General features: G+C 70.2%; 16 protein-coding genes. 6 read left to right on the top strand and 10 right to left on the bottom strand.

All coding sequences use genetic code 11. From position 1 onward, the window contains the following. Window positions 1–4: 4 nt before the first annotated feature. From AC07CM_RS26710 to nsdA, 3 genes are all read right to left on the bottom strand, one after another. Window positions 5–343: a P-II family nitrogen regulator gene (locus AC07CM_RS26710; RefSeq protein WP_039656487.1), complete on the bottom strand. Its 339-nt coding sequence runs from the start codon at window positions 341–343 to the stop codon at window positions 5–7. Beyond that, on the bottom strand, window positions 340–1,683 hold the full coding sequence (locus AC07CM_RS26705; protein ID WP_478878964.1) for an ammonium transporter: 1,344 nt from the start codon (window positions 1,681–1,683) through the stop codon (window positions 340–342). The genes AC07CM_RS26710 and AC07CM_RS26705 overlap by 4 nt, the downstream gene beginning before the upstream one ends. A gap of 331 nt (window positions 1,684–2,014) precedes the next feature. Beyond that, window positions 2,015–3,493, bottom strand: coding sequence for a transcriptional repressor NsdA (gene nsdA, locus AC07CM_RS26700; protein ID WP_478878963.1), 1,479 nt, complete (start codon window positions 3,491–3,493; stop codon window positions 2,015–2,017). Window positions 3,494–3,952: 459 nt separating this feature from the next. Between nsdA and AC07CM_RS26695 the strand changes: the two genes are divergently transcribed. Next, window positions 3,953–4,627, top strand: a complete 675-nt coding sequence (locus tag AC07CM_RS26695; RefSeq protein ID WP_478878962.1) for a bifunctional DNA primase/polymerase — start codon at window positions 3,953–3,955, stop codon at window positions 4,625–4,627. An 84-nt stretch (window positions 4,628–4,711) separates the two neighbouring features. Here AC07CM_RS26695 and ftsY read toward each other — a convergent pair whose 3' ends face one another. After that, the gene (ftsY, locus tag AC07CM_RS26690) at window positions 4,712–5,926 is read right to left on the bottom strand and encodes a signal recognition particle-docking protein FtsY (RefSeq protein WP_478878961.1); all 1,215 of its coding nucleotides are present in this window, start codon (window positions 5,924–5,926) and stop codon (window positions 4,712–4,714) included. 170 nt (window positions 5,927–6,096) lie between these two features. Between ftsY and AC07CM_RS26685 the strand changes: the two genes are divergently transcribed. Then, complete coding sequence (locus AC07CM_RS26685) at window positions 6,097–7,548, top strand: cytosine permease (RefSeq protein ID WP_478878960.1); 1,452 nt, start codon at window positions 6,097–6,099, stop codon at window positions 7,546–7,548. A gap of 95 nt (window positions 7,549–7,643) precedes the next feature. Beyond that, on the top strand, window positions 7,644–8,615 hold the full coding sequence (locus tag AC07CM_RS26680) for an LLM class flavin-dependent oxidoreductase (RefSeq protein ID WP_478878959.1): 972 nt from the start codon (window positions 7,644–7,646) through the stop codon (window positions 8,613–8,615). 162 nt (window positions 8,616–8,777) lie between these two features. On the opposite strand, the gene AC07CM_RS26675 is transcribed toward AC07CM_RS26680, so the two are convergent. The 4 genes from AC07CM_RS26675 to AC07CM_RS26660 form a co-directional block, all read right to left on the bottom strand. Further along, window positions 8,778–10,196: a sugar porter family MFS transporter gene (locus tag AC07CM_RS26675; protein ID WP_478878958.1), complete on the bottom strand. Its 1,419-nt coding sequence runs from the start codon at window positions 10,194–10,196 to the stop codon at window positions 8,778–8,780. 218 nt (window positions 10,197–10,414) lie between these two features. Further along, window positions 10,415–14,413 (bottom strand): AAA family ATPase, encoded by a 3,999-nt coding sequence (locus tag AC07CM_RS26670; protein WP_478878957.1) that lies wholly within the window; start codon window positions 14,411–14,413, stop codon window positions 10,415–10,417. Between the two features lie 246 nt (window positions 14,414–14,659). Beyond that, the gene (locus AC07CM_RS26665) at window positions 14,660–14,863 is read right to left on the bottom strand and encodes a hypothetical protein (RefSeq protein WP_014675251.1); all 204 of its coding nucleotides are present in this window, start codon (window positions 14,861–14,863) and stop codon (window positions 14,660–14,662) included. Window positions 14,864–15,245: 382 nt separating this feature from the next. After that, on the bottom strand, window positions 15,246–15,527 hold the full coding sequence (locus tag AC07CM_RS26660; RefSeq protein WP_478878956.1) for an acylphosphatase: 282 nt from the start codon (window positions 15,525–15,527) through the stop codon (window positions 15,246–15,248). Between the two features lie 178 nt (window positions 15,528–15,705). Here AC07CM_RS26660 and AC07CM_RS26655 point away from each other — a divergent pair, with 178 nt between their 5' ends. The 3 genes from AC07CM_RS26655 (at window position 15,706) to AC07CM_RS26645 (ending at window position 18,449) form a co-directional block, all read left to right on the top strand. Beyond that, window positions 15,706–16,842, top strand: a complete 1,137-nt coding sequence (locus tag AC07CM_RS26655; RefSeq protein WP_478878955.1) for a CAP domain-containing protein — start codon at window positions 15,706–15,708, stop codon at window positions 16,840–16,842. A gap of 362 nt (window positions 16,843–17,204) precedes the next feature. After that, window positions 17,205–17,894, top strand: coding sequence for a hypothetical protein (locus AC07CM_RS26650; RefSeq protein WP_478878954.1), 690 nt, complete (start codon window positions 17,205–17,207; stop codon window positions 17,892–17,894). A 270-nt stretch (window positions 17,895–18,164) separates the two neighbouring features. Beyond that, complete coding sequence (locus AC07CM_RS26645) at window positions 18,165–18,449, top strand: hypothetical protein (RefSeq protein WP_478878953.1); 285 nt, start codon at window positions 18,165–18,167, stop codon at window positions 18,447–18,449. A gap of 27 nt (window positions 18,450–18,476) precedes the next feature. Here AC07CM_RS26645 and AC07CM_RS26640 read toward each other — a convergent pair whose 3' ends face one another. Both AC07CM_RS26640 and AC07CM_RS26635 read right to left on the bottom strand, forming a co-directional pair. After that, the gene (locus AC07CM_RS26640) at window positions 18,477–19,484 is read right to left on the bottom strand and encodes a hypothetical protein (RefSeq protein ID WP_478878952.1); all 1,008 of its coding nucleotides are present in this window, start codon (window positions 19,482–19,484) and stop codon (window positions 18,477–18,479) included. Window positions 19,485–19,630: 146 nt separating this feature from the next. Continuing rightward, window positions 19,631–20,215 (bottom strand): flavodoxin family protein, encoded by a 585-nt coding sequence (locus AC07CM_RS26635; RefSeq protein WP_478878951.1) that lies wholly within the window; start codon window positions 20,213–20,215, stop codon window positions 19,631–19,633. Window positions 20,216–20,255 lie beyond the last annotated feature (40 nt).

Genomic DNA, 20,255 nt, shown 5'->3' with positions numbered 1-20,255 from the left:
CGTGTCAGAGCGCGTCCGGGCCGCGCTCGCCGGTGCGGACCCGTACGGCCGTCTCGACCGGCAGCGACCAGACCTTGCCGTCGCCGATCTTGCCGGTGCGGGCCGCCTTGACGACGACCTCGATCAGCTGCTCGGCGTCGTCGTCCTCGGCCAGTACCTCGATGCGGATCTTGGGGACCAGGTCGACGGTGTACTCGGCACCGCGGTAGACCTCGGTGTGGCCCCGCTGACGACCGTAACCGCTTGCCTCGGTGACCGTCAGCCCGTGGACGCCGAAGGCCTGGAGGGCCTCCTTGATCTCGTCGAGCCGGTGGGGCTTCACGACCGCGGTGATGAGCTTCATGCATCCACCTTCTTGTTCTGCGCGGCGGCCAGGGACGGGGCGGCCGCGGCAGAGCCGATGACTCCGCCGCCCGCGCCGCTGAAGTCGTATGCGGTCTCGGCGTGCTCGGCCTGGTCGATGCCGGAGATCTCGTGGTCCTCGGTGACCCGCATCCCGATGGTCTTGTCCAGCAGGAAGGCGAGGATCGCGGAGACGATCAGGGAGTAGGCGAGGACCGCGCCGACACCGGCGCACTGCTTCCACAGCTGGCTGAAGGAGTGGTCGCCGTAGAAGACGCCGGTCGCGGTGGACTGGCCCTTGCCGGTGGCGAAGAAGCCGATGAGCAGGGAGCCGATGATGCCGCCGACCATGTGGACGCCGACGACGTCGAGCGAGTCGTCGTAGCCGAACCTGAACTTCAGGCCGACGGCGGCGGCGCAGGCGACACCGGCGATGGCACCGACGGCGATCGCGCCGAGCGGGGAGACCGCGCCACCGGACGGGGTGATCGCGACCAGGCCGGCGACCGCGCCGGAGGCGGCGCCTAGGGTGGTGAACGCGCCGTGCCGGATCTTCTCGTAGGCGAGCCAGGCCAGCATGGCGGCAGCGGTCGCGACCTGCGTGTTCACGAACATCAGCGCGCCCACGCCGTCGTCGTTGCCGAGCCAGGAGCCGGCGTTGAAGCCGAACCAGCCGAACCACAGCAGACCGGCGCCGAGCATCACCAGCGGGAGGCTGTGCGGGCGCATCGGGTCCTTCTTGAAGCCGACGCGCTTGCCGATGACCAGGATCACGCCGAGGGCTCCGGCACCGGCGTTGATGTGGACCGCGGTACCACCGGCGAAGTCGATCACGCCGAGCTTGTAGGCCCAGCCGTCGGCACCCCAGACCCAGTGGGCGACCGGCACGTAGACGATCGTGGCCCACAGGACGACGAACAGCGACCACGCCGAGAACTTGACCCGGTCGGCGAGGGCGCCGCTTATCAGGGCCGGCGTGATGATGGCGAACATCAGCTGGAAGACCATGAAGACGAAGATCGGGATGGTGTAGCCGTCCCACAGCTCCGTCAGCCCGATGTTGCTGAGGCCGAACCAGTCGGAGTTCCAGCCGATGAGGCTGTTGTTCGTGCCGAAGGCGAGGGAGAAGCCGTAGAGCACCCAGAGAATGGTGACGATGCCCATGCTGATGAAACTCATCATCAGCATGTTGAGGGTGCTCTTGACGCGGACCATGCCTCCGTAGAAGAAGGCCAGGCCCGGGGTCATGAGGAGCACCAGGGCGGAACAGATGAGCATGAAGCCTGTGTTCGCGGACGACAGCTTGGGTGCCTCCGCGGCAAGCGTGATGGCTGGTGCCATCGGCGTCTCCTCGTCGGTTGTACGGCCCCGTGCGGGCGGTGCCTGAGCGGTCCGGTCGGTTGAGGGGCGGGCCGGTTATGCGCCATGAGACTGACGCAGCGCGGTTTCGGTGGAAGCCCCTCGTTGTTTCGCCGGGGTGACGAAGGCGCCCTGTGTGTTACGCGTCGGTGAAGTGCGGGATGTCCGGCCGCCGGATCGTTATCGTGGCGCAACCTTCTCCGGGCACGGAAAAGCCGGCCGCGGCGGGCCTCTCGATGACCTGGCATGGGGGAGCCGAGTCGGGCAGTTCGGGAGGACCGGCCGCGGCCGGGGCATGCGTGTCCTGCGGTGCTCAGACGGCCTCGGCGGTCTCCGGCAGGTCGACGGCGAGCTTGTCGGTGAGGTCGGCCACGGAGGTGAGGTCGCCGAAGTCGCGCACGGCCGTGTCGACCGTCTTTCGAATACGAGTGTTCACACGCTCGGAGCGGACCTTCCTGGCGATCTCCATGGCCTGCGAGGCGTAGTCCGTGCTGCGCTCGGGCTCGCGCCGGAGCAGGTGCACGGTGGCCATACCGATCAGGTTCAGCGCGTACGACCGCTGGTGCTCGCTGTCCTTGGCGAACAGCTCCACGGCCCGCTGCATCAGCGGCTCGGCCAGCGAGGCGTAGGTGGGGCTGCGTCCGGCGACGTAGGCGAGGTCGCGGAATGAGTGGGAGTTCTCCCCGTACAGCTCGGCCTCGGAGAAGAAGCGGATCCAGTCGGGGTCCGGCTCGTCCCACTCGTCGGCCTCGGCGAAGGTGTCCTCGGCCATCCTGACCGCCCGCTTGCACTTGCCGGGCTGGCCCATGTTCGCGTAGGCGCGGGCCTCCATCGCATACAGCATGGACTGGGTGCGCGGGCTCGCGCAGTCGCGGCTGCCGTACTGCGCGAGGTGGATCAGCTCCAGGGCGTCGTCGGGCCGGCCCAGATGGATCATCTGGCGGCTCATGCTGGAGAGGATGTAGGAGCCGAGCGGTTTGTCGCCGGCCTCCTTGGCGGCGTGCAGGGCGAGGACGAAGTACTTCTGCGCGGTGGGCTGGAGTCCGACGTCGTACGACATCCAGCCCGCGAGTTCGGCCAGTTCTGCGGCCACCTTGAAGAGCTTGCCGGTGGTGGCCTCGGGCTGGGGCTCCTGGAGGAGATCGGTGACCTCGTGCAGCTGGCCGACGACCGCCTTGCGGCGCAGGCCGCCGCCGCACTGGGCGTCCCACTGGCGGAACATCCGCGTGGTGGACTCCAGCAGGTCGAGCTCGGGCTTGGACAGCCGGCCGGGCCTGCGGGACTCGAGGAACGGCTCGGGCTCGGGCGGGACCTGCGAGGTGGGCGTCGGCACCAGCCAGCGCTGCATGGGCTCGATGAGGGACGGGCCCGCGGACAGGGCGAGCGAGGTCCCGAGGAAGCCGCGCCGCGCCAGCATCAGGTCGCTGCGCGAGAACTCGCCGAGCAGGGCCACCGTCTGCGGGCCCGTCCAGGGCAGGTCGACTCCGGACGCGGAGGGTGACTGGCGTGCTGCGCGCAGGCCGAGGTCCTCGATGGACACGACGCAGCCGAAGCGCTCGGAGAACAGCTCGGAGAGGATCCGCGGGATCGGCTCGCGCGGGTTCTCCCCGTCCAGCCAGCGGCGCACCCGTGAGGTGTCGGTGGAGATGTGGTTGGCGCCCAACTGGCGTGCCCTGCGGTTCACCTGACGGGCCAGCTCGCCCTTGGACCAGCCGCTGCGCACGAACCACGAGCCCAGCAGCTCGTTGGGGCGCTTGTCAGCGTTCGTCCCGCTACCGCCGTTGCCGCCCACTGGAACGCCCCCATCCCTGAGACCACTTGTCGCCGACTGCGCCAAGCCCTATCAGAATGCCGGTAAATACGGCCTCCCGTCCGCCGGTTCTCACCCTTCGAACGAGCTGACGACTTGCCTCCGGCATACCCACGGGTGCATGTGCCTTCAGACCTCGCACACTCACAGTAATCCTACGATCACTGCCCCAGCCATGGCGATCCGTGAAACGCCACCATTCGCCACCCCTTCGAATGAACTCACGGTCGCCTCCTCGCGATTCACTTGACATAGGACGGCCGGAAGTGGGTGGAGTGATGCGCGCAGGGGCGCGCACGGGCTCCGGTGCGCCACCCGTGGTGCCGCCGAGCGCCGCCTTGTCCTTGCGTGAGTGAGGGAAGTCGGAGCCGTAGCGTCACGTTCCGCTTCCGTCTCGCTCCGTGTCGTAACCACCGGCGCGCTGGACCCGTTGGAGGGGGCATGGGCTTCACGATCGGCGGCATCCGCGAGATCCGCTCCGGTACGCGTCGGCGCGGCCGCTCGTCGGAGTGCACCGCCGTCGCCGAGTTCACCGGGCTGTGGGCCTGGGACGTGGTGCCGGGCGCGAGGGCCGCCGCGGGCGTCTGCTCCTGCGGGCGTCCGGACTGCCCCGAGCCGGGCGCGCACCCACTGGACTTCGCGCCCCAGGTGCCGGCCGGGGCCACGCTGGTCGAGGTGACCAAGGCCTGGTCCGAGTTCCCGGGTGCCTCCGTGATGCTGCCCGTCGGCCGCGCGTTCGACGTCATCGAGGTCGCCGAGCCCGCCGGCCGTCGCGCCCTGGTCCGCCTCGAACGGATGGGGCTCCCGCTGGGCCCGGTCACCGCGACACCGGACGGCCGCGCCCACTTCTTCGTCGCCCCCGGGGCCGCCGCCGAGCTGCCCCAGCTGCTCTACCGCATGGGCTGGGACGACGCGACCGCCCTGGACCTGCGCGGTCTCGGCCCGGGCACGTGCATCACCGCCCCGCCCTCCGACCGGGGCGGCCTCGGCCCGGTGCGCTGGCTGCGCCCGCCGGCCCTGGACTCGGCGACCCGGCCGCCGACGGCCCGGCTGCTGCTCGGCACGCTGGCGTACGTGGCGCACCGGTCGCGGGCGCGGGGCATGACCACTCCGTAGCCGTACAGGGCGAAGCGCCCGTCCCCCAACTGCACCTTGGGAGGCGGGCGCTTCTTCACGGAGGCGAGTAGATTTCCTGGCTGCTCAGTCACCGATCAGGGCGTCCACGAACGCCTCCGGCTCGAACGGCGCCAGGTCGTCCGCGCCCTCGCCGAGCCCGATCAGCTTGACCGGCACGCCCAGCTCCCGCTGGACCGCGACCACGATGCCGCCCTTCGCCGTGCCGTCCAGCTTGGTCAGCACGATGCCGGTGATGTCCACGACCTCGGCGAACACCCGGGCCTGCACCAGGCCGTTCTGCCCGGTGGTGGCGTCCAGGACCAGCAGCACCTCGTCCAGCGGCGCGTGCTTCTCCACGACCCGCTTGACCTTGCCCAGCTCGTCCATGAGGCCGGTCTTGGTGTGCAGGCGGCCGGCGGTGTCGATGAGGACGACGTCGACCCCCATCTCCTTGCCTTCCTTGACCGCGTCGAAGGCGACGGAGGCGGGGTCGCCGGCCTCGGGACCGCGCACGGTGTAGGCACCGACGCGCTCGCCCCAGGTCTGGAGCTGGTCGGCGGCGGCGGCACGGAAGGTGTCGGCGGCGCCGAGCACGACGGTACGGCCGTCGGCGACCAGGACACGGGCGAGCTTGCCCGTGGTGGTGGTCTTGCCGGTGCCGTTGACGCCGACGACCATCACGATGCCGGGCTTGCGGTCCTCGGGCTCGGTCTTCACGGTGCGGTCGGCCTCGGTGCCGACCAGTTTGAGCAGCTCGTCGCGCAGCAGGCCGCGCAGCTCCGTGGGCGTACGGGTGCCGAGCACCTTCACGCGCTCGCGCAGCCGCTCGACCAGCTCCTGGGTCGGCTGTACGCCGACGTCGGCGGTGAGCAGCGTGTCCTCGATCTCCTCCCAGGTGTCCTCATCGAGGTGCTCGCGGGACAGCAGCGTGAGCAGGCCCTTGCCCAGGGCCGTCTGCGAGCGTGACAGGCGGGCGCGCAGGCGGACCAGCCGCCCGGCGGTGGGCTCCGGGATCTCGATCTCGGGAGCTTCGAGGCCGGGGCCGACGGGCGGCGGCTCCTCCACGACGACCGGTGCGGGGCCGCCCGGGAGATCCACCTCCTCGATCGTCCGGCGCGGTTCGTCGCGCGGTGTCTCGGCCTCGTCGCCGACGTGCGGCTCGGCCGGGGGCGCGGTGATGTCGGGCGCGGCGGGCGGCGGCGGGGGCAGCGGCTTCCTGCGCCGGCTGCCGATGATGAGCCCGCCGAGCGCGCCGAGCACGACCACGGCGATGACTACAGCAAGGATGACGGTTTCCATAACCCGTCCAGTATCGGCCATGGGTTGCCACGGAACCCTGCTTGTCGCTTCCTCCGATGGACAAAGGGCGCCATCAGGTGCGAGTCAGATCAAAGCACGATGGCACGAGCTCCATCGACGCGCGTAGAGTCCCCACGTCCCCCGTTCCCCACCCCTAGGGCACTCTCTTCATGCGCAAGACAGCCGAGACCGACGGCGCTCTCGAGACACGCGGCATCGAACAGGTACCCGATGACGAGCGCACCGCCAGAACCCGGGAGCTGTTCCCGACCTGGGTCGGCGCCAACATCAGCGTGCTGCTGCTCACCATGGGCGCGAGCCTGGTGGTGGCGTACCACCTGAACATCTGGCAGGCGCTCGTCGTCGCGGTCGCGGCGCCGATCGTGTCGTACGGCCTGGTCGGGCTGATCGGCATCGCGGGCAAGCGGGGCGGGGCGCCCGGCATGGCGCTGTCGCGCGCGGTGTTCGGGCAGCGCGGCAATCTGCTGCCCGGTGCGCTGATCTGGGTCGCCCGCTGGGGCTGGGAGACGATCAACGCGGTGACCGGCGCCTACGCGATGCTCACCATTCTCGACATCGTGGGTGGCATCAAGGCGAACAGCGTGCTGGACATGGTGATGCTGCTGGTCTTCGTCGTCGCGACCTTCGCGATCTCCGGGCTGGGCATCAACGCCGTCCAGAAGTGCAACAAGTACGCGACCTATTTCTTCGGCGTCTTCTCGGTCCTGGTCCTGGTGTACCTGGCCGTGAACTCCGACTGGTCGAAGGTGACGGACCACGGCGCCGGTTCGACGGCCGCGGTGATCACCGGTATCGGCATGATCGCCGCGGGCGGCGTCAGCTGGATCCCGTCGGCGCCGGACTTCACCCGCTACCTGCCGCGCACGGCGTCGTCGAAGGCGATCGTGGGCACGGCGGTGGGCGGCGCCGGGATCGTCGTGCTGCCGATGGTCCTCATGGGTGCGGTGATGGCGGTCTCCACGCCCGACCTGGCCTCGGCCTCCGACCCCGTGTCCTTCCTCGGCGAGATCCTGCCGACGTGGATCGCGGTGCCGTACCTGCTGATCGCGCTGATCGGCATGCTGCTGATCAACTCGATGTCGATGTACTCGGCGGGCTTCACCGCGCAGACCCTCGGTTTCCGGGTGCCCCGGCACTGGGCGGTCTCGGTCAACGCAGTGATCTCGCTGGCCTTCGGCGGCGTGCTGATGCTGGTGGCGACGAGCTTCATGGGCTCCTTCATCGCCTTCCTCTCCCTGCTGGCGGTGGCGTTCTCCGCCTGGGTCGGCGTGTTCGGCGCCGACATGCTGCGCCGCACGGAGTACGACGGCCGGGCCATGACGGACACCACGCGCACCAGCGCCTACTGGTACCGGGGCGGCTTCTCCCCCGCCGCGGTCGCCGCCTGGGCGATCGGACTGGTGGCGGGCCTGATGTTCACCACCTCGGACTGGTTCACCGGCCCGCTGGCCAAGAACAACGTCGTCGGCGAGTACGGCCTCGGCTGGGTCGCCACCGTCGTGATCTCCGGCCTGCTGTACCTGGCACTGCCGAAGCCGGCGGTGACGGCCCCGGCGAAGGCCGCCGAGCCCGCCGAGGAGCCCGCGACCGCGGGCGTGTAGACCGGCCGCGGCAGGCACGTGTCGCGGCCATGGCAATCTGACATCCCGTCAGCTACCGTCCCCCTCCATCGAGCCGCACCGGAGGGGGACTTCCCATGCCCGTCACGGTCGTACGTTTCAACCTCGTCGCTCCCGGCGCCACCCCCGCCGCGCTCTCCGGCCGCTACCGGGCCGCCCTGGAGATGGCCGCGTACGCCGACGAGCACGGGATCAGCACGGTGCAGACCGAGGAGCACCACGGCGCCGCCAACAACTGGCTGCCCTCGCCGTTCGCCTTCGCGGGCGCGGTGTTCGGGGCGACCCGGAACATCGCGGTGACGGTGTCGGCCGTGATCGGCCCGCTGCACGATCCGCTGCGGCTGGCGGAGGAGATGGCGGTGCTGGATCTGCTCAGCGGCGGGCGCCTGGTGACGGTGGCCGGGATCGGCTACCGGCCCGAGGAGTACGCCCTGTTCGACGTGGACTGGAAGCGGCGGGGCCGGCTGCAGGACGAGCTGCTGGAGACGCTGCTGAAGGCCTGGACCGGCGAGGAGTTCGAGTACCGGGGCCGTACGGTACGGCTCACCCCGCGCCCGTACACCGATCCGCATCCCCTGCTGCTGGTCGGAGGTTCCTCCCGGGCAGCCGCCCGCCGGGCCGCCCGGCTCGGCCTGCCGTTCTTCCCGAGCGCGCACCTGCCGGAGCTGGAGGCGTATTACAAGGAGCGGCTCGCCGAGTACGGCACCGAGGGCTGGACGATGATGCCGGCCGCCGAGACCCCGCTGCTGCACCTCGCCGAGGACCCGGACCGGGCGTGGTCCGAGTACGGCGAGCACTTCCTGCACGAGGCCCGGACGTACGCCTCCTGGCAGTCGGGGGAGATCCGCTCGGCCGTGCGGTCGGCGGCCACGACGGTGGACGAGCTGCGCACCGAGGGCGTGTACCGGATCCTCACACCGGAGCAGTGTGCGGCGCTGGGCGCGGACAGTCTCGTACTGCATCCGCTGGCCGGTGGGATGCCGGTGGCGGAGGGGTGGCGGAGCCTGCGGCTGTTCACGGAGCGGGTGCTTCCGGCGCTGGGCGACTGACCCGGGATCGCGCTGCCGCGCGCCCGCCCGGACCCGGTCGCGGCGATCGGCGGGTACGGGACCGCCGCCCCCGGTCCGGGCAGTGGCCGGAGCGGGGGCGGCGGGGGGTACGAGGAGAGGGCAGCGGGGACTTGGCCCTTCTCCCCGAGTTCACGGGGCTGCTCAGCCCATCTCCTCCAGCGCCTTGCCCTTCGTCTCCTTGACGAACTTCAGGACGAACGGGATGGAGAGCGCGGCGAAGACCGTGTAGATCACGTAGGTGCCGGACAGGTTCCAGTCGGCCAGCGACGGGAAGCTCGCGGTGATGGCCCAGTTGGCGATCCACTGCGCCGCGGCGGCCACGCCCAGGGCGGCGGCGCGGATCTTGTTCGGGAACATCTCGCCGAGCATGACCCAGACGACCACACCCCAGGACAGGGCGAAGAAGAGGACGAACACGTGGGCGGCGATCAGGGCCACCCAGCCCTGGGTGGCGGGCAGCTTGCCGTCCACCAGGTGGGAGGAGAAGGCCCAGGCCTCCAGCGCGAGGCCGACGGCCATGCCGACCGAGCCGATGAGCGCGAGCGGCCTGCGGCCGACGCGGTCCACGAAGATCATCGCGATGACGGTGCCCACGATGTTGATGATCGAGGTCGTGAAGGAGTAGAAGAACGAGTCCGCCGGGTCGACACCGACCGACTGCCACAGCGTCGAGGAGTAGTAGAACGCGACGTTGATGCCGACGAACTGCTGGAAGACGGACAGGCCGATGCCGATCCAGACGATCGGCCTGAAGAAGAAGCCGCCGCCGAGCAGGTCCTTGAACGTGGACTTGTGCTCGCTCGTCATCGCGTGCTCGATCTCGGCGACGCGGGCGTCGAGGTCCACTTCCTTGCCCTCGACCTCGGCGAGGATCTCCTTGGCGCGGTCCCGCTTGCCGACGGAGAGCAGGAAGCGCGGGGACTCCGGGATCGCGAAGGAGAGCATGCCGTAGAGGACGGCCGGGATCACCATGACGCCGAGCATGACCTGCCAGGCCTCCAGGCCCATCAGGTGACCGCGCTGGTCGCCGCCGGCGGCGTTCAGCAGACCCCAGTTGACCAGCTGCGAGATGGCGATGCCGACGACGATCGCGGCCTGCTGGAAGGAGCCGAGGCGGCCGCGGTAGGCGGGCGGGGCGACTTCGGCGATGTAGGCCGGGCCGATGACGGAGGCCATGCCGATGGCGAAGCCGCCGACGATGCGCCAGAAGGCGAGGTCCCACAGCGCGAAGGGCAGCGCGGAGCCGACGGCACTGATCGTGAACAGCACGGCGGCTATCTGCATGCAGCGGATGCGGCCGATCCGGTCGGCTATGCGGCCGGCGGTCGCGGCACCGATGGCACAGCCGATCAGGGCGACCGCGATGACCTGGGCGAGGGCCGCCGAGCCGATGTCGTAACGGCCGCGGATGGCCTCGACGGCGCCGTTGATCACGGAGCTGTCGTAGCCGAAGAGGAAACCGCCCATGGCGGCCGCCGCCGCGATGAAGATGACGTGCCCGAGATGTTCGGGGTGAGCCGTCCTGGCTCCTGACTGAGGCGCCTGCGCTGTGCTGGTCACGTGTACAACTCCTCGGGCCGCCGGCAGCGCTGCCGACGTGGGGGGTCAGCCCTTACAGGTGAGACCTGAAGGTAAAAGCAACGTTGCAGAGACTATGTCTTCAAGTTTCGAAGTCAATAGGTGAAGACATGTGAGTTTGAGGAGGCGACATGGCGGGTTGCCTTCAAGAACTGAAGCAATCAAGAAGCGCAGGTCGGGATAGATGCAGACCACACGGGTCAGCGAAGGCGCTGGGAGATGACCTTCGACACACCGTCGCCCTGCATGGAGACGCCGTAGAGCGCGTCGGCGACCTCCATCGTGCGCTTCTGGTGCGTGATCACGATCAGCTGCGAGGCCTCCTGCAGCTCCTGCATGATCCGGATCAGCCGCTGGAGGTTGGTGTCGTCCAGGGCGGCCTCGACCTCGTCCATGACGTAGAACGGGCTCGGCCGGGCCTTGAAGATCGACACCAGCAGCGCCACGGCGGTCAGTGACCGCTCGCCGCCCGACAGCAGGGAAAGCCGCTTGACCTTCTTGCCCGGCGGCCGGGCCTCGACGTCCACGCCCGTGGTGAGCATGTTGTCGGGGTCGGTGAGGACGAGCCGTCCCTCGCCGCCCGGGAACAACCGGCTGAAGACGCCCTCGAACTCGCGGGCGGTGTCCCGGTAGGCCTCCGTGAACACCTGCTCCACGCGCTCGTCGACCTCCTTCACCACCTGCAGCAGGTCGGCGCGGGTCTTCTTCAGGTCCTCCAGCTGCTCGCTGAGGAACTTGTGCCGCTCCTCCAGCGCCGCGAACTCCTCCAGCGCCAGCGGGTTGACCTTGCCCAGCTGCTGGTACGCCCGCTCGGCGGCCTTGAGCCGCTTCTCCTGCTCGGCGCGCACGAAGGGCCTGGGCCGGTTGCGCGGGTGCTCGGGGTCCTCGGGCAGTTCCTCGCCCTCGGCGGGGAGCGAGGGCGGCACGAGCTGGTGCGGGCCGTACTCCGCCATGAGCCCCGCCGGTTCGACACCCAGCTCCTCCAGCGCCTTGGCCTCCAGCTGCTCGATCCGCAGCCGCTTCTCGGCGCCGAGTACCTCGCCCCGGTGAACTGAATCCGTCAACTTGTCGAGCTCGGCCTTGAGTTCACGCCCCGCGTTGCGGGCGGCGGTCAGCTCCTGCTCGCGCAGGGCCTTGGCCGCCTCGGCGGCGGCGCGCTCCCGCTCGGCCCTGCCCAGGGACACCTCGACATGGGCGAGCAGCTGCCGGGCACCGGAGGCGACGGCCTCGGCGACGGCGGCCTCGTGCCGCAGCCGGGCCCGCCGCTGCTCCGCACGCGCGCGCGCCTCGCGCTCCGCGCGGGCTGCCCGGTCCAGGGAGTCGGCGCGTCCGGCGAGCCCCTTGACCCGCTCCTCGTGCGTACGTGCCTGAAGCCGGGCCTCCATCTCGGTCTGCCGCGCGTTGGCGCCGTCGGCCGCGAGCCGGTCCCGCACCGAGGTGTCCGGCTCCTCCTCCACCGGCATCTCCTCGGCCACGGCCAGCCGTTCGGCCAGTTCCTCGGCCTCCTGTACGGCCTTCTCCAGCGCTTCCTGCGCGCGTGCGGCCGCCGCGGCCGACCGCTCGGCCTCCCCCGCCGCTCCCCGCGCCTGCCCGGCGAGCCGGCCGAGCTGCTGGGCCACGGCCGATTTCTCCCGGTCGGCGGCCCGGCGCCGCTCCCCCAGCTCCTCCACCAGCGCGGCCGAGTCCCTGCGCCGCTCGGCCGCGACCCGCTGCGCCTCGGACAGCTCCTCGCACCGCACCGCCAGCTCGGCCAGCTCGGCGGCGGCCTCGTCCACGGACGCCTGCACCTCGAGGAGGCTGGGCGCGCCGGCCGACCCACCGTGCGCGAAGTGCGCACCGAGCAGGTCGCCCTCGGCGGTGACGGCCGTCAGCCCGGGGTGGGCGTAGACCAGATCCTCGGCGTCCTCGAGCGTCCCCACGACGACGATCCCGCGCAGCAGCCGGCGTACGGCGGGCATGAGTTCGACGGGTCCACGAACGAGGTCGGCCGCGAAGGGCACTTGGGCGGGGCGGCTGCTCCCAGGCACTTCCACGGGACCGGCCGCCGCACCGTTCCCGTCCGCCGACGGTCCCAGGGCGCCTTCGGCACCCGTCCGACCCGGGCCGCCGACGGCATAGGGGGCAGCGTTCACGTCACCGCCCGGGCGGCCGTCCCCCGGCCCACGGCCGAGGTCGGCCACGTTCCCGCTCCGCGAACCGGCCCCGGCCGCCCACGTACTCGCGGCGCCCTCGGCACCACTCCGGCCCGCGTCCGGGTCAAAGCCCGCACCGCCCGAGCGGCCGTCCCCCGGCCCTCCGCCGAGGCCGGCCACGTCCCCACCCGGCGAACCGGCCCCGGCCGCCCACGTACCGGCGGCACCCTCGGCAGCGGTCCGACCCGGGCCGCCGGCGGCATCCGGGGCAGGGGCCACGCCGCCCGGCGTGCCCGATCCGGACGGGTGGCCGTTCGCCGGTGCAGGGGCGCCGGGCGAGTCCTCCGGGGGGAGGGACAGAAGGAGGGCCGCGCGGCCTCCGTCCTGTTTGCGCAGCAGTCTGATCGCCTCGGCCGCCGATGCCGGGGTCGTCACGGCGATCGCGTCCGCTGCCGCGCCGAAGGCGGCGGCCAGGGATACCTCGTAGCCCGGGGCCACCGTCAGCAACTCCGCCGCCGGACCGAGGACTCCGGTGAGCCGGTCCCGGGCGCCGAGCAGTATGCCGGTGCCGTCCTTGCGCCTGAGGCCCAGCGCCAGCGCCTCGTGGCGCGCCTGGGTCGCGGCGCGCCTGCGTTCGGCGGCGGTGGCGGCCTCGCGGGCCTCGCTCAACGTGGACTCGGCCTCGGTGAGCTGCTGCCTGGCCGCCTCGTGCTGCTCCGACAGCTCCACGTCGTCGGCGTCGAGGCCGTCGACCTCGGCCTTCAGGGCCTCGTACTCCTCCTGGGCCCCGGCGGCGCGCTCCTGTGCCTCGTCGCGGGCGGCGGCCAGCCGGTCGATCTCGGCCTGGGCCGACGCCGCGCGCGAGCGGGCCGCGTTGACCTGGCCGGAGAGACGGGCCAGGCCCTCGCGGCGGTCGGCGATGGCGCGGGCGACGTCCTTCAGCCGGCGTTCCTCGACAGCGAGCTCGCGCTCCAGCTCGGCGCGGTGGGCGACCGTGTCGTCGAGCGCCCGCTGGGCCGCCTCGAGCGCCGCCTCGAGCTCGGCCTCCTGCTCACGGATGCGGGCGGCCTCGCGCTCCATGTCCTCAGGGTCGCGGCCGCGCCGCTCCTCGGGGGGCGCGGAGGTGGCGCTCTTGACCCTGGCCTCCGCCAGCGAAACGGTGCCCCGCACCCGTTCGGCCAGCTGCGACAGCTCGTACCAGGTCTGCTGGGCCCGCTGGAGGCGCGGCGTGAGCCGGCGTACCTCGTCCTCCAGCAGCGCCTCCCGCTGCAGCGCCTTCTTCAGCTCCTGCTCGGCGGCTTCCTTGCGCTCCTTCAGGGCCGCCTCGTCGGCGATCTCGGCCTTCAGTGCCTCGCGCAGTCGTACGAGGTCGTCGGCGAGCAGCCGCAGGCGGGCATCGCGCAGATCCGCCTGGATGACAGCGGCCCGGCGCGCGACCGCCGCCTGACGGCCGAGCGGCTTCAGCTGGCGTCGCAGCTCGTCGGTGAGGTCCTGCACGCGCGCGAGGTTGGCCTGCATCGCGTCCAGCTTGCGCAGCGCCTTCTCCTTGCGCTTGCGGTGCTTCAGCACGCCCGCGGCCTCTTCGATGAAGGCCCTGCGGCCCATCGGGTCCGCGTGCAGCACGGAGTCGAGCTGGCCCTGTCCGACGATGACGTGCATCTCGCGGCCGATGCCCGAGTCGGAGAGCAGTTCCTGGATGTCCAGAAGACGGCAGGTGTCACCGTTGATCTGGTACTCGCTGCCGCCGTTGCGGAACATGATCCGCGTGATGGTGACCTCGGCGTACTCGATGGGCAGCGCCCCGTCGGAGTTGTCGATGGTCAGGGACACCTCGGCACGGCCCAGCGGCGGACGCCCCGTGGTGCCGGCGAAGATGACGTCCTCCATCTTGCCGCCGCGCAGCGACTTGGCGCCCTGCTCGCCCATGACCCAGCTGAGCGCGTCCACGACGTTGGACTTGCCCGAGCCGTTCGGTCCGACGACACACGTGATCCCCGGTTCGAACCGGAGCGTGGTCGCCGAGGCGAACGACTTGAACCCGCGAAGGGTCAGGGCCTTGAGGTGCACGCCGGTGGACTCTACCTGCCCCCGCTATCTCACTCCACGAACACTCGCAACCTCACGGTTTCGCCATTGAACATGCAGGGCACACCAGACGTTAAAGAAGGTGAAAGGATGCGCGGGGGAAAGAAAGAAGGGACGCCGAAGCGTCCCTTGCAACTCTGACGACCGGGTTTCAGCCGTCTGACAACTGTGCGGTTGATATTTGGCCGCCCAACCACTGCGACTGCTGTCGTGGAGCTGATGCAGCGATCAGGTGAGCGCAGGCTCCGCCTGGTGTGCGTCGATGCTCTCCATGATCCTGTCCTGAGAGGCGGCAGCCGTGAGCGCTTCGTTCTCCGCCTGGATCCGTACGAGCTCGGATTCCAGGTCCTGTACGCGCTGCTGGAGCCGTCGCATCTCGGCGAGGAGTCGAGGGTCGGAGCCGCCGACGTAACCGAGAAGCGCCTTTGCCATGATGGATGGTCCTCCACACTGAGTGACCGACCGATGCGGTGTGGGTCGTGAGGGATTCGCACCCGCGGTGCTTGGCACACTCGAGTGTTGCTCTGCGGTTCTTACATGCCAAACAGCTAAGGTGCGCGGGGCTTTCAGCGTCTCACCAAAAAGTTTGACGGTCAACACGATCACACCCTGTATTGGTGGGCAAACCCGGCGCGCGCGGCCGGCGGACGGCGGCGCTGCTGCTTCTGCGGGGCCCTCAGGGCGTGACGATCAGCTGTTCCAGCGGAGCCTGCCACGCCGCGACCTTCTTGGCAACCACCAGCTCATTTCTGCTTCGGGCATGTGCCTGTGGCAGCTGACCGCCAGTCGGCCTGCGCGGCTTTACAGAATCGGTTCAGCGGATGGCGAAGCCGTCGTAGCCGCCCCGGGGTGTGTCCCAGATCTCGGTGACACCGTCCACGCGTCCGGGCGTGTCGCCACCCTGGAGCCAGTCCAGCAGTCCCTCGCAGCCGCCGCGCGACCCCTCCGCGACCACCTGGACGCGACCGTCTCCCAAATTGAGAGCAAAACCACTCAGGCCGCCGATCTCCAGCGCCTTGGCCCGCGTGAACCAGCGGAAACCCACACCTTGGACGCGTCCGCGTACCCAGGCGACCAGTCGAACATCCTCGCTCATGGGGGCAACCTAACCGGCCGATGTCGCGCGGAACACTTCCTCCCCCAGCGGCATGGGGTACCGTCCGGACCCAATGAATCTCATATGAAACTCACTCGATCGAGTGAGTTCGGTTGGCCAGAAGGAGTCACCGCCACAGGCACCGGGTCGACCGCGAGACGAGGAAGAAGGCAAGGACATGGGACGCCACCGACGCACCGCCGCCGGCCGCGCCGCCAAGGGCCGCGCCACGGGGGTCACGCACACGTACGGCTCGGTGACGGGCGGCGAGGATCCCCAGGACTCGTACGCGGGTGGCCGCCCCCCGAGGGGCATCGCGCCGTATCTGAACCCTGAGGCGTACTCCGAGACCAACGCCAGGAGCACGGCCTACCTGTACGCGGTCGACGACGAGTCGTCGGCCGCCTTCGGCGGGGGCGGCTTCACTCCGGACGGCGATCCCTCCTCCGGCGACCGGCGCCGGAGGAAGGTCGCGAAGCCGGTGCGCTCCAGCCTGCTCGGGATATCCGCCGCCGTGGCCCTGGCGGGTACGGCCGCGGTGGCCACGGGCATGGTGCCCGGTCTGGACAACTACCAGCTGGGCGGCAGTTCGCACACCACCGGCGGCGACCGGGTGCAGGCCGGGGGCTCCCCCAGCAACACGGCCGCCGAGCAGGGCGGCACCTCGGGGACCGCGAACAGCCCGGTCGGCGGCTCCGCCACGAGCGCCGGCACCGGTCACTCGTCCGCGCCGGCCCCGGCCCGGACCCCCTCGGCCTCCGCCTCCAAGTCCGCCTCGGCCTCCCCCACCCCCACGAGGACCCCTTCGCAGACGCCGCCGAAGGCGCCCTCGAAGAGGCCGGCACCGGCCGCCACGGCCGGCAAGCCGAAGACCACTCCGCCGCGCAAGGCGACCAAGGCCCCGGCGGCGAGCTCGACGCCGGTGACGGTGTCGCGTGCGGCGGCCGCCGAGGCGGAGGTGCTCAGGCTCGTCAACGAGGAGCGGGCGAAGGTCGGCTGCAGCGCGCTGGCGGCGAACTCCTCGCTGACCAGGCTGGCCGAGGCCTTCAGTGGCGACATGGCCGCGCGGAACTTCTTCGACCACACCGACCCGAACGGGGCCACCCCCTGGGACCGGGCCGCGAAGGCGGGCATAACCGGCCTCGGCGGCGAGAACATAGCCCGCGGCCAGGCCGACGCGGCGGCGGTGATGGACGCCTGGATGAACAGCCCCGGCCACCGCGCCAACGTACTGAACTGCGACTTCAAGACCCTGGGTGTGGGCGTGCACTTCGGCTCCGGCGGGCCTTGGTGGACGCAGGACTTCGGTTACTGAGAAAGTCGCAGGTCAGAGGGCTAGTAGCCCTCCTGGACCGTGTCCGGGCCGTCATCCGTGGGCTCGTCATCCGCGAAACACGCGATCCACGGCGGCCCGGGTCCCGGTCCCGTTGAAGCGGTTCCGATCCAGCGCCAAGCCCATGGACCCGGTGAAGATCAGCGACGCCGTGACGGGCGGACCGTCGAGGTTCTTCCAGGGAGGCGCGATCTTCGTGGCGGGGTAGCACCAAGCGTCTAGTCCGTTTTGTTGATCTATGCGCGTGTTTCCATCCAACTACGCCTCTGCTCCAGCGTGCTCCGGTCAAGCTCGCGATCGGACTCGGGGAACCACCCGAGACTCGTGGAACAAGGAGCACCCACATGAGTCCTGAACACAGGACGACCTCACTGCTTGAGCCGGCACCTCAAGGCGGGTTCAAGAAACTTCGCAAGCTCGCCGCGATTGCGACGGCGGTGACGGTCGCAGTAGGGACCCCCGCGGTGGCGGTCGCCGCCGGCATGACCTCCCAGAAGGGCGCGGTGTACGCCACCGACCCCCACTGCGACCACGACAAGCCGGCACGCCGAGGCGGCGACTGCCCGACCAAGACCGCCAGACCGACCGTTACCGTGACAAAAACCGTGACCGCCACCCCGACCGTGACCGCAACCGTGACCGTGACGGCGAGCGCGACCGCGTGCGGTACCGGCGTGGACTCGACGAAGCCGAACGGCAACGAGCAGTTCCTTGCCGCGCTCAGAAGCGGGGTGCCGTTCGCCGGTAGACGCACCACGAACGGCAACAACCCGGACAACCCGAACATCGTCTCGGGCCCGGCCAACACTCCCGGCTGGACCGACCTCAGCACGATCGCCGGCTTCCCCACGAACTCCACGGTCTGCGGCGTCTCGGTGGACGCCCAGGGCAACGACGCGTTCTACAAGATCATCACCCAGGGCGGCACGGTCTACACCCTGCACTGCTCGGCCAACAACGCCCTCGTGTGTCCCGCCCCGGCACAAGGGCAGCTGCCCGCCTCGCAGTGGGTGGCGGTGGCACCTCAGCCCTGACCGACACCGACGCACCGCCGACGACGGCCCCTGGCCGACTTGACCGGTCAGGGGCCGTTGGCCGTGCGGCGGATGGAGGCCGCCCGTACCTCCAGCGTGCCCCATCGAGAAGTGGCCGACGGGGAGCAACGGCCCCAGATCAGAAGCCCCGCCCTCACTTCTTCGGATACTGAGAGAACCGCAGGTCAGAGGGATACGCAGGCTGTCTCCCGGATCGACGCCGTCCCCTCGGACATGCGGGCGGGCCTCGACTGGTGAGAAGCTGAGCCCATGGTCGAGCGCTCGGCGATCGTGGAGGCACCCTGCGGATCAGGGGGCCGTCGCGTGTGCCTCGGTGACGAGATCCTGGGCACGGCGTATTCGTTGCACGAACTGACACTGTTCCTGCGACGGACCGGGCTGGTGGGCGGGGACGAGCTGGACGTGGTCGACTCGGACCTCATCGAGTGGCACGGCGGCGGTCCGGAGGTCTGGCCCCGCCAGGGTGGTGGGCCCGAGTGCTGGACGGTGCCGGGCGAGATGACCTCACCGGTGAGGGAGACGAGGCGGGCCTGACCGCGACGAGCCCTTGTGCGGCGCGCGTTATTTTGCGAAGCCACGCCCAGGGCCGCGGACATTGTCCAGGACGGCCGAGCCCTGCTGATCCACCAGCCGGGTCACCGCCTCTTGTGCGATGCCGAAGATGATGGCCCACGCGATGATCTGGGGGCCGCTGTCCAGATTCGACAGTCCCGGAATGAAGCCGCCGTGTATGAGTACCAGGCCCATCAGGGCGGCCAGAGCTCCGACGGGCAGCCGGAGGATGACAAGGCCCAGGGGTACGGAATAGGGGGTCGAGGTTCCCTGGATGTTCCGCAGGGAAATCGCGGCGGCGAACGCGGCGGCGCCTGCCCCGAAGCATTCCACCAGTAACAGGTCCCGCCCCGAAGGAGCACCCCCGATAGGGCAGACCAAGCCTTTGTCCGGATTCGGCTCGAAGCACACGTTGCTCACGATCGCCGCCGGATCCCGGTATCCCCAGAAGACGAAAAGACATGCGATGGCACCCGTCGCCACGATCGAGGCGAAGAGGATGTTCCGGAAGCTCCGAGCCCTGGCGCGCTCGAGTTCCTCGGCGGCGTGCGCTGCCAGCAGCGTGGTGACCGCCAGTTCCCGCATGTCCTGATTGAGCTTGTGCCCGTTGGACTTGAGGCGCTCCTCCAGCTTCCGCAGGCGCGCGTCCTCCCTGCCCAGATGCTGCCGGGCCGTGGCAAGCACGAACGGACCCCACTCGGCGAGTTCCTCCACCGGGGTCAGGCGGAGGATTTTCGCTTCCGCTCTGTGCATATTGGCAAATGCCCGATCAATGTCGGAACCGGTGAAAACGGACCAGGGCGTTTTGGTGCGGTCCGCGGCCTGCCTTGCGGTGCGCAGATGCGTGTCCGCCTTGTCGGCGATCTGCTGGGCCGGTGCGTCGAGTTCGAGGGCTCGCAGCCTGTTGAGCTGCGATTGGAGTTCAGCGATGTGTGCCGAGGTGCGCTGCCAGAATGACGACCTGGAACATCCCGCTACATCGTGATCCCGGTCCAGTACTCCGTCGTCGGGTGCCACGAGAGCCACCTCCCGCATCCCCACATATCAATTCCAGATCGGCCCCTCGGGCTTGTCAAATTCGCCGAGGTGCGACGGGGGGCGGCCCCAGGGTTGCCCCTGAGGCCTCTTTCGCTACCGACCGGGTTCGCCGGGCGCCGAGCCCGTCACGCTGCCGCACGCCCCTGGGCGAACACACGTGCCGTCTCCGTCACCCGGCGTCCCAGGTGCTCGGCCGTGGCCACGTCGGCCTTGTGGACACCCTCCGGCCCCTCGTCCACGTTGGTCTGGGCGGCCGCGCCCGCGAAGACGCCGAGACGGTTCAGGTCGTGCTCGGAGCCCTCGCTGTTGTTCCAGCCCGGGTGCAGGCCGAGGTTGACCCAGTGCATGCCGTGCTGGCCGGCGAGGATCTGGAAGAACTGCAGCGTGTGCAGCTTGTCGCCGCTCTTGGAACCGGAGTTGGTGAAGCCGGCCGCCAGCTTGTCCTTCCAGTCCTGGCCGAACCAGCGCTTGGAGGATGCCTCGGCGAAGACGTGGAAGGCGCCGGACGCGGTGCCCATGTAGGTGGGCGAGCCGAAGACGATCACGTCGGAGCGGTCGAGCGTCTCCCACTGCTCGTCGGTGATCTCGTCGACCTTGATCAGGTGCACCTCGGCACCGGCCTCGGCGGCACCGGCGCGAACGGCCTCGGCGAGCACGGCGGTGTGGCCGTAGCCGGAGTGGTAGGCGATGGACACGACAGGGGTGGTCACGATGATGGCTCCTTGAATGCGCGGAAACAGCCCGAGCGTG

It is taken from the genome of Streptomyces sp. NPDC044061 (genome assembly GCF_056434305.1).
The sequence above is the reverse complement of the archived record's forward strand: the minus strand, read 5'-3'. Positions and strand labels throughout refer to the sequence as shown.